Source organism: uncultured Anaerococcus sp. (assembly GCF_963510575.1).
Classification (GTDB): Bacteria; Bacillota; Clostridia; order Tissierellales; family Peptoniphilaceae; genus Anaerococcus.
Genome location: NZ_CAUPFR010000038.1, coordinates 1 through 13431 on the forward strand (window position 1 = coordinate 1; position 13431 = coordinate 13431).

Here is a 13431-nt window from a genome sequence, read left to right on the forward strand (position 1 = left end):
CGTCCAAGTTGGCCGCCACCGATTATACCGATAGTGCTTTTTGGTAATATAGTCTTGATCATATTTTCATATCTTCCTTTACTATATTTTCTAATTCAATTTTAAAGTCCCTGTACTTTTCTGCTAATTTTTCATCATTGATAGCAAGAATCGCAAGGGCAGTGATAGCAGCGTTTTTAGCTCCTGCCTCGCCTATAGCCATGGTCGCAACTGGTACGCCATATGGCATTTGAACAATCGAAAGCAACGAGTCAACACCGTTTAGGGTGGATGATTTTATTGGAACACCAATGACAGGTAGAGTAGTTGACGCAGCAACCATACCTGGCAAATGTGCAGCACCACCAGCAGCAGCTATGATTAGGCTGTAGCCATTCTTCCTGGCATTTTTCGCAAAGTCAACCATTAACTCAGGTGTCCTATGCGCACTAACAACCCTCTTGTCGTAGTCTATGCCAAACTTATCCAGCACAGAGCAACATTCTTTCATAGTCTTGTAGTCAGATTTTGAACCCATTATGACAGCTATTTTTGACATTTTAACTCCTTATCTTTTCTTCTACAAAATTAGTATATCTATTTTATTATTTTTTTCAATGGTAAAAGTTAAATAAAAAATTTTTCATCTGTCCTTGACAAATTTTCCTAAGTAAATAAAATTTACTTGTAAGAATGTCATAAATTTATATCATTATTGCAAAAGAATAAGGAGAAAATAATGGATTTAATTTACAAAGGCAAGACAAAAAACATCTACAGCCTAGATAATGGCAACATCTTGATGAAATTTAAAGACGACGTTACAGGCAAGGACGGAGTTTTTGATCCAGGTGAAAACCAAGTCGGACTTTCAATTGACGGTGCAGGCAAGGCTGGACTAAGGATGACAGAATTTTTCTTTAACAAATTAAATGAAAAAAATGTCCCAACCCACTATGTTGCTGCAAATGTTGATGAAAACACTATGGAAGTAAAAAAAGCTAAGGTTTTCGGCAAGGGTCTTGAATTTATCTGCAGGTACAGAGCAGTAGGTTCTTTTTACAAAAGATATGGCAAATACATAGAAGAAGGTGCACCACTAGACGCATTTTTTGAAATAACAATCAAAGACGATGCTGCAGGCGATCCTACAATTTCTAAAGACTGCCTAGAAGCCCTAAATATTGCGACAGCCGACCAATGCGAAGAGCTAAAAAGACTTACAAAAGAAATTTGTGGTCTAATCCGTGACATTCTTAAAGAAAAAGGTCTTGACCTTTATGATATAAAACTAGAATTCGGCGTAGATGAAAATGGTAAAATCATCCTAATCGATGAAATTTCTGGTGGAAATATGAGAGTTTTTAAAGGCGATGAATATATCGAACCACTCAAACTTTCAGAACTAGTTTTAAAATAAAAAATTTATCCCTCTGGCACTTTGCCTAGAGGGATTTTTTGTAATTTTCCAACACAAAAAGCAGGCAAGTGCCTGCTCTTTTTTTAAAATGATATTCTAAATATTACTGCAATTAAACATAGAATAACTGCTAGGGGTACATATAGGAATTTACCAATATTATACCAAGTATTTCCGTATTGTTTTTTAGAACCTAAGTTAATAGCACCAAGAAGTTGGTCTTTTTTCAATATCCAGAACCAAGTTACAGCACCAATCATAGCTCCTATTGGGATAACATAGATTGAGATAAAGTCCATAAATGGTCCCCAACTGCTAATCATTTCCATATTTACACCTATAGCAAAAACCACGAGTCCTATCAAAAATAAAACAAGATTACGTTTTAATTTAGGATGTCTTTGCATGAGAGATTCTGCTACTACTTCAAACATATTTTGAAGGGATGATATACCACCAAAGACAACTGCTACGTATAAAATAATTGCAAAAACTCTACCAAAGCCCATATCCTGTAAGATTGTAGGTAAGACTTGGAAAAGTAAACCAGGTCCACCTGCCTGGTCCATGTTGTAGACGATAATCGCCGGAATCATTACAAAGGACGCTAACATAGCAGCAACTGTATCAAGAAATCCTGTCATCTTTGAAGATGAAACTATGTCTTCATCATCAGAAAGATAAGCACCTACAACTAGCATACCAGAACCAGTTACTGATAAGGAGAAAAACGCCTGGCCCATAGCCTGAAGAATTGTTCCCCAATTTATCATTTCTCTATCAAACCTAAACATATACTTGTATCCCTCAAAGGCATTAGGAAGGGTTAGAATCCTAATAGCAAGAACTACAAAAAGTACAAAGAAGGCTGGCATCATAATTTTATTTGATTTTTCAATAGTAGATGCACCACCAATACAAGAAAGCAAGGTGATAGCTATAATAAAAAAGTGGTAAGGCACTACCGAGAAAGGTCTTAAAGAAAAACTATCAAAATAACTTGTGGTATCTACAGTTAAAAGCGAACCAGTTAAAGAATCTACCAAGGCCTTTAAGACGTAGGCAACAATTACTGCATAACCAATCGCAATCAATAGTGAGCCAATAAGTGGAATGTAGCCTATAAATTTGCCTGTAATTGTATCTTCCTTGCGGCTTTTAAATGCCTTTTGGTAGGCACCTAGAGTTCCTGTGTGAGCATATCTACCCACTGCAAACTCACTTGCAAGACCACAGTAAGCAAAGACGCTTACAAAAAATATGTAGGCAATTAAAAAAACTATGCCACCTTTTTGAAACTTATATGGAAAGCCCCACACATTTGCCATACCGACTGCAGAGCCAACTGCCGTGAGGATAAATCCTAATTTCGAACTAAATTTATTCATCTTTTTTCTCCTTTTTTCATTATATTTATTTATTTTCTTTGTTGGTATATCACTTTAAAGCATAATCTAATTATAACCGAAATTTAAAATAAATCAAGAAAAAAAATCTCCTACAAAGATAGGAGATTTATAGATACACTTAGTAAATTATTAGCAATAAATGCACTAAAAAAGTAAAAATTAATGAAATAAAATCGATGCTATACAGATTATGACGACAAGTGGTGTGTAAAGATACCTACCAATCTTGATATAAATCATAGATTTTTTATGCTTAGCACCCTTATTAATTTCCTTAAGGAGAACATTTGAATCCATAATATAAAACCAAACCACAGCTCCGAGCATAGCTCCAAGTGGAATTAGGTAATAAATGGTCATATCCATGAGACTTGCCCACTTGGCAAGTGGATGAAGGTCTACCCCCAAAAGCAGGACAGTAGTACCAACTAAAAGCAGGGCTATTTTATCATTCATCTTAAATTCTTGATTCAAGGTGTGGGCAATCGATTCGAAAATAGTTTGAAGCGAAGTCAAACCTGCCATTATAATTGCCATGTAAAATAAAATTGCAAAACCTCTTCCAATCCTCATTGAATTAAAAATACTAGGTAAGATTTGGAAAATAAGGGCCGGACCACCAGCTTCATGCATAGAAAAAACTACAATCGAAGGCACAATTATAAAGGCCGATAAAAGAGCAACTATAGTATCAAATAAAGCTGTTAGCTTGGAGTCTGTAACTATATCGTGATCATCAGTCAGCATCCTACCCACAAAAACCATGCCAAAACCATTTATAGAAAGGGCAAATAGGGCATCACCCAAGGCAGAAATGGCTGTGCCAATATTACAATCTCTTATATCAAACCTAAAAAGAAGCTTATAGCCTTCACCAATTTGTGGAAGCGTTAACATCTTAACCAAAACTATGATGTAAATAACTATCATTGACGGCATTAAAATCGAGTTTAGCCACTGAATAGATTTAAAACCACCAAGACTTATCAAGATTACAAGGACAATAATCATCAAATGAACTTCCATAACAGCAAAAGATCTAGATGAAAATTCTTCAAACCAAACAAAAGGTGGTGTTATCAAAAGTTTCCCATTTATGGTATCCACAAGGGCCTTGGCAACATAAGATACAATAATTGTGTAGCCTACAGCCATAATTAGGGAAATCAGCAGAGGAAAATAACCATAAATCTTCGCGACTTTTGATTCAGGACGGGTTGTTTCTATAGCTTTCTTGTAGGATTTTACAACCGAACCTTTAATCATCCTTCCTATGGCAAATTCGCTAGATAAGCCAACATAGGAAAAAATCGAAATAAAAATCAGGTAGAAAATCAGAAAAAATATCCCGCCCTTATGAAATTTATAAGGAAAACCCCAAACATTTGCCATACCCACCGCAGAACCCGTGGCAGATAGGACAAAGATTGTTTTGGATTTAGTCTTTGGCAGCTTCATAATTAATCCTTATACTTATTTTGAATTTCTTTTATAAGATTAGAATCTTCAAAATAATTAATTCCCATGGCAGCCTTAACCTTTCTTAATTTTTCAGCTCCCTGGTTTCTTGCATCAGCTGTACCTTTCTTTAGGATTTCAAAAACGCCCTCAATATTTTTTTCATATTCAGCACGCCTAGCCCTAATTGGCTCTAATTCTTCTTCGAGAACCTTGATTAAAAACTTCTTGCACTTAACATCTCCAAGTCCACCCCTTCTGTAGTGGGCCTTTAATTCATCAAGATTTTTGTATTCCGGTAAATATTTTTCAAAGTGGCTGTCATTTGAAAATACGTCTAGGTAGGTAAAAACAATATTTCCCTCAACCTTTCCAGGGTCATCGATATTTATATGGTATGGGTCTGTGTACATAGACATGACTTTTTTCTTGACAGTTTTTTTGTCATCTGCAAGGTAAATAGCATTCCCAAGTGACTTACTCATCTTAGCTGCCCCATCAATTCCAGGCATACGGCGTGCCATCTTAGATTCTGGCAAAACTGCTTCTGGTTCTACAAAAGTTTCACCATAGATATTATTAAAGCTCCTTGCAATTTCCCTAGCTTGCTCAAGCATTGGCTCTTGGTCTTCACCAACAGGAACAACATTAGCATCAAAGAGCAAAATATCTGCCGCTTGACTTACAGGATAAATCAAGAAACCTGCTGGAAGGCTGGTTTCAAAATTTCTTAGTTTTATTTCTGATTTTACAGTCGGGTTTCTTTCGAGTCTTGAAAGTGTAACCAAATTTAAAAAATAAAAGGTAAGTTCTGTTAACTCCTCAACTTGTGATTGGATAAAAATACTAACTTTTTCTGGATCTATGCCTACACTTAAATAATCAAGTGCAACCTCGATAAGGTTTTCACGAATTTTTTGAGGATTGTCAAAATTATCTGTTAAAGCCTGGCTGTCTGCAATCATGACATACATCTTGTCATAAGAGCCTTCGTTTTGCATCTTTACCCTATTTCGTAGACTACCAACATAGTGACCGAGATGAAGTCTACCTGTTGGTCTGTCGCCTGTTAATATTATATCTCCCATAATTTCTCCTTTTCATGTGAAAAAGGGGAAGCTTGTGCTTCCCTATTTATTTTCATTTTTTGCTAGATAAGCATCTATAAAGCCTTGAATGTCACCATCCATAACCGCATCTACATTTCCCACCTCATAGTTTGTCCTGTGGTCTTTTACCAAGGTGTAGGGTTGGAAAACATAAGATCTTATCTGGCTACCCCAGGCGATTTGCGAATAGCTTCCCTGGATATCTTCTATTTTTTCTTTTTTCTCTTCTTCTTTTATCTGAATTAGCTTTGATATAAGGAGGTTCATAGCAGTCTCCCTATTTTGGATTTGGCTTCTTTCAGCCTGGCTAGTGGCGACCACCCCTGTTGGTATGTGGGTAATCCTTACTGCTGAGTCAGTCTTATTTACGTGCTGACCACCTGCCCCACTTGCCCTATAGGTATCTATCCTTAGGTCTGATGGGTCGATTTCTATAGATGTATCTTCGTCTAATTCAGGAAATATATCTACCGAAGAAAAAGAAGTGTGACGTCTTGATTGGCTGTCAAATGGCGAAATCCTTACAAGTCTGTGGACTCCCTTTTCTCCCTTAAGATAACCGTAGGCATAAGGACCCTTTATATGGAGGGTTACAGATTTTATCCCACCTGCTTCCTCGTTGTTTAAGTCCTTAACCTCAACCTTAAAGCCCCTGTTTTCGCAATATCTCTTATACATCCTAAAGAGCATATCGGCCCAATCTGTCGCTTCAAGACCGCCTGCACCAGCATTTATGGAGAGGTAGGCATTGTTTTTGTCATATTCTCCATTAAGTTGGGTTTTTAACTTCAAAGTTCCTAGGTCTTTTTTTATTTTTTTAAGGTTAGAATCAACCTCTTCTAGGGTGGCAAGTTCTTCTTCATCACTTAATTCCACTAGGTCGATTAAATCTTTGTTATCTTTTATGGCATCTTCTATATCTGTGTAGGCTTTTAAATCTTCTTTCTTATCAGAAAGGGTCGCCATCACATTTTGCGCCTTATCTGAATCATCCCAAAAATTTGGACTCATCGATTCCTTTTGGAGCTTATCTATTTCTTCTTTAAGCCTAGCCGGGTCAAAGACTGTCTCCGACTAGGGATAAAGTTTCTTCAAGATTTTTAATTTCTTCTTTTAGTTCAAATATTTCTCTCATATTACTTCTTTACAGTTGATTTCTTGGCTTCACGATCTAGTCTTCTACGTTCTGCCCTGTTTAAACCTTCATAATCTTCTTCGTCTGTAGAAGGACCTGTTATATCCTCATGGCTTGCTTCTTCTGGGATTAGAACTTGCTTTCTTTGGATATTTTGTCTGATTTCTACATTCATCATGTATTTTACAGTATCTTCAAGGATTGCCCTGGTCATTTCTTCGTACATGTCAAAACCTTCGTTAGTGTAGGCCCTAACTGGGTCTTCTTGGCCCATAGCCCTAACGCCGATTTCCTTACGCATTTGATCCATTGCATCTATGTGGTCCATCCATTTTTGGTCTATTACCCTAAGAAGGATTACCCTTTCGACTTCTCTCATGTTTTCAGGGCCGAAGCTTGCTTCCTTATCAGCATATTTAGCTAGGCTTGCCTGAGTAATGTAGTCAATTAGGTTATCTTGGGTGTAAGAATTGATATTTTCAAAATGAAGTTGGGTTACAGGCACACCTAGACCATTTAGGTAGTTAAGTAGGGCTGTCATTTCCCAATTTTCAGGCTTAACTTCAGGATTTGTGAAGGTATAAACAGCATCCTTGATTACCTGCTTAATCATATCTATGATTGTTTCCTTCATATCCTCGCCCATAAGAACTTCACGTCTTTCGTTGTAGATGATTGTTCTTTGTTTGTTCATAACGTCGTCGTATTGAAGGACTCTTTTTCTGGTGGCAAAGTTGTTTGCTTCTACCCTTGTTTGAGCCTTTTCAATTGACCTTGTAACCATCCTAGAAACTATAGGTTCATTTTCATCAAAATCTGCTTTTTGAACAAATTTAGCTACAGCTTCACCACCGTTTAGTCTAATCAAATCATCTTCTAGAGATATAAAGAATCTTGACTTACCTGGGTCTCCCTGACGGCCTGAACGACCTCTTAGCTGGTTATCGATACGTCTTGACTCGTGTCTTTCAGAGCCGATTATATATAGACCACCTGCCGCAATTACCTTAGCTTCTTCTTCTTTGATGCCTGGTCTAAATTGGTCTTTGTAGTGTCTAAATTTCTTTCTAACATCTAAGATTTCTTGGTTATCTGTTGCTGAGAATGAGTCAACTTCTTCGATTAATTCTTCGCTAGTTCCCTCTCTTCTTAGTTTTTGTTTAGCCATGAAATCTACGTTACCACCTAGGGTAATATCTGTACCACGGCCTGCCATGTTGGTTGCGATGGTAACAGCGCCTAACCTACCTGCTTGGGCAACAATTTCTGCTTCTCTCTCGTGGTTTTTAGCGTTTAGGACTGTATGGGTAATACCTGCTTTTTTAAGGGCAGCTGAAAGTCTTTCACTTGCCTCGATTGAAATTGTACCTACTAGGATTGGTTGGCCTGTAGCATGAACTTCGTTGATTTCTTTTATGATTGCATTAAACTTACCGCGTTCATTTATATAAACGTGGTCATTATCATCTATTCTTTGAACCGGTCTGTTGGTTGGAATTTCAACTACGTCAAGCTTATAGATTTCGTCAAACTCGTCTTCTTCTGTCTTTGCAGTACCAGTCATACCTGATAGTTTAGCATACATTCTAAAGTAGTTTTGGAAAGTAATTGTAGCAAGGGTCTTGCTTTCTGCCTTTACTTCCACACCTTCTTTAGCTTCTATAGCTTGGTGAAGACCATCTGAAAATCTCCTACCTTGCATGATACGACCTGTAAATTCGTCTACAATTTCAACTTCACCGTGGTTTACAACGTAGTCAATGTCTCTTGTCATTGTTGTATTTGCTTTTAGGGCGTTGTTGATATAGTGAGATAATTCTAGGTTTTCTGTATCAGATAGGTTTTCTATACCAAAGAATTCTTCAGCCTTTTTTGTACCCTTTTCAGTAAGGTTTGATGATTTTCTCTTTTCATCTACAAGGAAGTCAACGTCTTCTACCTTAAATTCCCTATCAAATGGGTCTATATCCGCATCTTCATTAGGGTCTAGAATCCTACCTTCAAGAGTTTGGATAAATTCATTTGCCTTTTGGTAGGTATCTGTAGATTCATCGCCTTGACCTGAAATAATAAGTGGTGTTCTAGCCTCATCTATTAAGATTGAGTCCACCTCGTCTACGATCGCGTAATTTAGGCCACGTTGAACCATGTCCTCCTTATAAATAACCATGTTATCTCTTAGGTAATCGAAACCAAATTGGTTGTTAGTACCATAAGTAATATCTGCGTTATAATTTTCTCTTCTTTCGCTATTTGTAAGTCCGTAAATAATACAACCTACAGATAGACCAAGCCAGGTATGAACCTTGCCCATCCACTCTTGGTCACGCTTAGCTAGGTAGTCGTTTACTGTTACTACGTGAACACCCTTGCCAGATAGAGCATTAAGATAAGATGGAAGTGTTGCTACAAGAGTCTTACCTTCACCTGTCTTCATTTCTGCGATTTGTCCATTATGTAGTACAATACCACCTAAAAGTTGCACTGGATAGTGCTTGATTCCTAAAACCCTGTAACTTGCTTCTCTAACTACAGCAAAGGCCTCCACTAAGAGGTCATCAAGGGTCTCACCGTTTTTTAATCTTTCTTTAAATTCAATTGTTTTATGTTGTAACTGTTCATCAGTTAACTTTTGCATATCTTCATCTAGTGCTAAAATCTTATCGACTAACTTTTGATTTTCTTCGATTTCTTTTTGACTAAATGACTTAAATATATTAAATAATGCCAAATTTTTCACCTTCCAATTCTTCACTTATCCTACCCTTATTATACAAAATTTCAATCAAATATAGTTAATAAAGCCAAGTTAGGCGAGTATTTTTCTAGACATAAACTAAATTTTAATTTCGTAAAATAACCGATAAATATTTTAATCCACTATACATTATAATAGCTTTTAATGATTTATTCAATCAAATTTATTAAGAAAAGTCAATTTTAACTTAAAAAAGAGGCTGTTGCAAAAGTACTAACATAAAAAAAAGTGATGAGCAGAACAGATTTATCTATTCTGAACATCACCTGAAAAATATATTACTTTTGATCTAATTTTTGATCTAACTTATGAATAGAATCTATATAGCGAATTGTACCGCTTGGAAGCCTTAAAAGAAGAGAATGAGTTGAGGCCATGTTGTTATTCATAAAGGAAACTCCCTTTAATAGAGTACCGTCAGTTATACCTGTCGCTGCAAATATAACATCATCACCCTTTACCAAGTCTTCGATTTTATAAACCTTATCAAAATCCACACCCATTTCCAAACATCTTTTAACTTGCTTATAATCTGATGGAGCAAAGGTACTTTGGAAATCTCCACCCAAACACTTAAGAGCTGCCGCTGCGATTACTCCTTCTGGAGCCCCACCTATACCCATGATTAGGTCAATCTTTCCATTTGATATGCAGGTTGCAATAGCTGTAAGGATATCTCCGTCTTCTACCATTGAAATCCTCGCCCCTGCGTCTCTTATTTCCTCGATTAATTTTTCATGCCTTTCCCTATGAAGAACAGAAACAGTCACATCTCCAACTTTTTTTCCAAGAGCCTTGGCAACATTCTCTATATTTTCCCTAACAGGTTTGTTTATATCAATAATTCCCTTGGCTTTTGGACCTGCAGCTATTTTGTTCATATAAACATCAGGAGCATTTAAAAGACAACCTTTTGGAGCTACAGCTATAACAGAAATCGAATTGCTAGTACCATTTGAAAGGGAAGTTGTACCGTCAATTGGATCTACAGCTATATCTACCTGGTCATTTGCCTTTGGATCGCCAATTTGCTCGCCAATATAAAGCATAGGTGCCTCATCAATTTCTCCCTCTCCTATTACAACCTTGCCATTTATCCCAAGGTAGGAAAACATTGCCCTCATTTGGTCAACAGCAATATTGTCAGATTCATTTTTCTTGCCCTGACCCAAAAATTTGGCAGAGCCAAGAGCAGCTGCTTCAGTTACACGACATAAATTGATACCTAGATCTCTATTCATCATATCTCCTTATTATTTTTGCAATCGTTTCTCTGATAAAATCATGTTACCGTCATTTTTCCCCATGACAAGACTTATTTTAATAATTCTAGGCAAGATGAAAAATATTTTCCCATAAAAAAGACCTGTAAATCAGGTCTTTCCTATAATCCCAATATTTTTTTGTACTTTTCAAAGTCTTCCGGTGCTTTTTTATCAAATACCATCTCCTTGCCATTTTTGTCTTTAAAGGCAAGGTGGGTGCAGTGGAGCAAGGGATAATCTAGCTTAAATTTGTGTTTATAGTTGCCATAGACAGGATCTCCCAAGAGTGGGTGGTTTAAATCTGTCATGTGGACCCTAATCTGGTGGGTCCTACCTGTTATAATATGAACCTTCACTAGACTAAAGCCATCAACCTCGCTTAGGACCTCGTATTCTGAAATGGCCTTTCTCCCACTTGGGCGAACAGCCATCTTCCTCCTATTATGAGGATCCCTACCCATGAAGTTTTCTATTCTACCTCTCTTTTGATCGAAATTTCCAAAAACTATAGCCAAGTATTCCTTATGAACCTGTCTGGTTTCAAAAAGAGTTTTTAAATAACGGTAGGATTCATTATTTTTCGCTATTACCATTAGGCCTGTTGTATCCTTATCAAGCCTGTGGACAATCCCCGGCCTATCTTCTCCACCAATGTGGGATAGGCCATCGTAGCCGTATTTAAAAAGAAGGGCATTTACCAAAGTACCTGTCACAATGGAACCCGCTGGGTGGACTATGAGGTTTTTTTGCTTATTAATTACAGCAAAATCATCATTTTCGTAGACAATTTCAAGGGGAATATCCTCTGGGACAAGCTCTGCCACTTCAAAAAGTGAATCATCTATAAAAATCTCATCGCCCATCTTAAGCTTGGTTGAAGGTTTTACTTTTTCATTATTTACTTTTATTAAAGAAGCTTTGATAAAATCTTTTATCTTTTCCCTTGGTATTTCGTCAAGTTCGTCAGATATGTATTTATCAACTCTTATTAGGTCATCTGCTATTAATATCATGTTTGTATTATATTAGATTTTTCATTTTCTGCATTTAATTGGAAAAAAACTTATCCATATTTTTAGAAATTTCTTCTGATTCTTTGATGGTTTTGAGGAGGGGCCTTCTTATATTTAAACTTGTCTTTGGGGATTCACTTAAGAGAATTTCCCCTGCCTTAACTGCTGCCATATTTTTGTAAAAGGCTAGGGCAAGGTTTTTATTTAGCTCAGAATTTATGTCCTTGTTTGTATAAATTAGCCTTACAAGGTTCACAGTAAAGTCTTCTTCACTTGTAATTTCTTCCTTAGAATTTTTTACTAATACTTTTTTAGCCTGGTCTAAAATTTCTTCTGCTTCATTCATTTTCCCTATAAGCTTTGGTCGCATTTGGTCAATATTATCTTGCTTAGCCTCTAGTAAAATCTTTCCTGCCTTTAAAAATACTTGGGTTTTATAGATAGCATAGGCGAGTTTTTTCTCGGGAGTATCTAGCTTTGCCATGATTTTCGCTTCCCTTTCTTCCCCTCTTTTTTTGTAAGAATTTTCATATCTTTCATAGGCTTTGGCAACTTTTTCTCCCAACTTATTTAAAAGCAGGATTTGCTTATAGGTATCCATATAATTTTCATTTTCAGTCATTACGCTGATTATAAAGGCCTGAGACTTTGTTTCTACAAGGGCTACGTCATTTTGAATTTGGTTAAGCTCTCCCGTTTTATTGAAGGTTTTATAGGCTGGATTGATGTTTTTTAAAAGTTTGACCCTCTTTGTAGATGAATTAGCTAGAGAATTTGCCATATCTTTGCCAAGGGTGCTTTGATTTCTATAAATTTCGTAAAGGGCACAAGCCAGGTCCTGGGCGTTGGCTGTATTGTCCTTGCCAGGTCCTAGCATCAACCTGTTTAGCCTGGTTCTAGATTTTTTTGTAAAAGTTTTGATATAAGAATTTACTACATCAAAGCCTCCTACAACCTCAATTAGCCTGTTTGTCGCATCATTATCTGACAATCTCAAACTTAAGTCCAAGTCCCTTTTAATATCTCCAGTGTAAGCCAGCTGGCCCTTGTCAATTTTATCCAAAATGCTAAGGCCTATTAAAAGCTTAATGGTTGATGCAGATGGGAGCTTATCCTTATCTGTATTTGCCATGTAAATATTGATATCGCTTGGTCCGTAGACTGTTTTGATATTTACCTGGTAAGATAATTTCCCGTCAACTGTTTCTTTTATAGCCTGGTAAAGGTCATTTTTTAATATTTCGTCATCTTCATTTGCCAAAGCCTTGCCGACTAAAGATAAGTTTATCAGAAATATTACTAATGCAAGTTTAAAAAATTTTTTCATTAATCCTCCACAATTTCATTTATCCCATTTTTATTTAGGTAGCCTGCTAGGGTCTGGTCCTTGTAATCATCGGTGGTAAAAATCACTTCAATATAGTCTCCCTTATCTCTAATGTGGAGGACTTTCGGATTTGAAAATTTTTTGCCAATGAGGGCGCAAATAGCCTTATCAAAAGGGACTCCAAGACTGTATTCATCTATTTCATCACTTAACTTTTCATTTATATCAAAGTCTTCAAAGCTAAACCTATAGGCAAAATTATCTGTAAATTCATCAAGGGTTTCACTTGCGTCGTAATAATTATTGACACAGGTTAAAAGCTTATCATAGTCAGCCTCATTTTTTTCCATAGTGTTGGCAAAAAGACCACCCATGTGTTTGAAAACAGCATCAGATTTTTCTGTAAGAGTAAAACCATCTTCACCTGAATAAATATAGCCTTTTTTAATAAGACTATTTACAATCTTTTTGCTATCGTCTATAAAATATCCATCTATATCATAAATTTCTTCATCAGCTAATGTGTAAATTGTTGTATAATACAAGCAAAATTCAAAT

General features: G+C 36.5%; 11 protein-coding genes. 1 reads left to right on the forward strand and 10 read right to left on the reverse strand.

Annotation, left to right across the window (positions count from 1 at the left end; translation table 11 throughout):
* Positions 1–58 precede the first annotated feature (58 nt).
* A complete protein-coding gene (gene purE, locus RQ907_RS04225; protein ID WP_311492147.1) occupies positions 59–538 on the reverse strand; it encodes a 5-(carboxyamino)imidazole ribonucleotide mutase in 480 nt (159 codons plus the stop codon).
* 180 nt (positions 539–718) lie between these two features.
* On the opposite strand from purE, the gene RQ907_RS04230 reads away from it, so the two are divergent.
* Complete coding sequence (locus RQ907_RS04230; protein WP_311492148.1) at positions 719–1399, forward strand: phosphoribosylaminoimidazolesuccinocarboxamide synthase; 681 nt, start codon at positions 719–721, stop codon at positions 1397–1399.
* An 83-nt stretch (positions 1400–1482) separates the two neighbouring features.
* On the opposite strand, the gene RQ907_RS04235 is transcribed toward RQ907_RS04230, so the two are convergent.
* The 9 genes from RQ907_RS04235 to RQ907_RS04275 form a co-directional block, all read right to left on the reverse strand.
* Positions 1483–2787, reverse strand: coding sequence for a sodium-dependent transporter (locus RQ907_RS04235; RefSeq protein ID WP_311492149.1), 1305 nt, complete (start codon positions 2785–2787; stop codon positions 1483–1485).
* A gap of 180 nt (positions 2788–2967) precedes the next feature.
* Positions 2968–4266, reverse strand: coding sequence for a sodium-dependent transporter (locus tag RQ907_RS04240; protein WP_311492150.1), 1299 nt, complete (start codon positions 4264–4266; stop codon positions 2968–2970).
* Positions 4267–4268: 2 nt separating this feature from the next.
* Positions 4269–5354, reverse strand: a complete 1086-nt coding sequence (trpS, locus tag RQ907_RS04245; protein ID WP_311492151.1) for a tryptophan--tRNA ligase — start codon at positions 5352–5354, stop codon at positions 4269–4271.
* Between the two features lie 42 nt (positions 5355–5396).
* A protein-coding gene (prfB, locus tag RQ907_RS04250; protein WP_311492152.1) for a peptide chain release factor 2 occupies positions 5397–6510 on the reverse strand; the annotation gives its coding sequence in 2 pieces (ribosomal slippage) (positions 5397–6434 and positions 6436–6510; 1113 coding nt in all).
* Between the two features lies 1 nt (position 6511).
* Positions 6512–9241, reverse strand: a complete 2730-nt coding sequence (secA, locus tag RQ907_RS04255; RefSeq protein WP_311492153.1) for a preprotein translocase subunit SecA — start codon at positions 9239–9241, stop codon at positions 6512–6514.
* A 305-nt stretch (positions 9242–9546) separates the two neighbouring features.
* Positions 9547–10509, reverse strand: coding sequence for a class II fructose-bisphosphatase (gene glpX / locus RQ907_RS04260; protein ID WP_311492154.1), 963 nt, complete (start codon positions 10507–10509; stop codon positions 9547–9549).
* A 143-nt stretch (positions 10510–10652) separates the two neighbouring features.
* The gene (locus RQ907_RS04265; RefSeq protein WP_311492155.1) at positions 10653–11546 is read right to left on the reverse strand and encodes an RluA family pseudouridine synthase; all 894 of its coding nucleotides are present in this window, start codon (positions 11544–11546) and stop codon (positions 10653–10655) included.
* A 34-nt stretch (positions 11547–11580) separates the two neighbouring features.
* The gene (locus RQ907_RS04270; protein ID WP_311492156.1) at positions 11581–12873 is read right to left on the reverse strand and encodes a serine hydrolase; all 1293 of its coding nucleotides are present in this window, start codon (positions 12871–12873) and stop codon (positions 11581–11583) included.
* A partial coding sequence (locus RQ907_RS04275; protein WP_311492157.1) for a hypothetical protein occupies positions 12873–13431 on the reverse strand: 559 nt, incomplete at its 5' end. The genes RQ907_RS04275 and RQ907_RS04270, both read right to left, overlap by 1 nt.

Coding starts and splice junctions, on each gene's coding strand:
- purE (WP_311492147.1), bottom strand. CDS start 538: ATGTCAAAAATAGCTGTCATAATGGGTTCAAAATCTGACTACAAGACT.
- RQ907_RS04230 (WP_311492148.1), top strand. CDS start 719: ATGGATTTAATTTACAAAGGCAAGACAAAAAACATCTACAGCCTAGAT.
- RQ907_RS04235 (WP_311492149.1), bottom strand. CDS start 2,787: ATGAATAAATTTAGTTCGAAATTAGGATTTATCCTCACGGCAGTTGGC.
- RQ907_RS04240 (WP_311492150.1), bottom strand. CDS start 4,266: ATGAAGCTGCCAAAGACTAAATCCAAAACAATCTTTGTCCTATCTGCC.
- trpS (WP_311492151.1), bottom strand. CDS start 5,354: ATGGGAGATATAATATTAACAGGCGACAGACCAACAGGTAGACTTCAT.
- glpX (WP_311492154.1), bottom strand. CDS start 10,509: ATGAATAGAGATCTAGGTATCAATTTATGTCGTGTAACTGAAGCAGCT.
- RQ907_RS04265 (WP_311492155.1), bottom strand. CDS start 11,546: ATGATATTAATAGCAGATGACCTAATAAGAGTTGATAAATACATATCT.
- RQ907_RS04270 (WP_311492156.1), bottom strand. CDS start 12,873: ATGAAAAAATTTTTTAAACTTGCATTAGTAATATTTCTGATAAACTTA.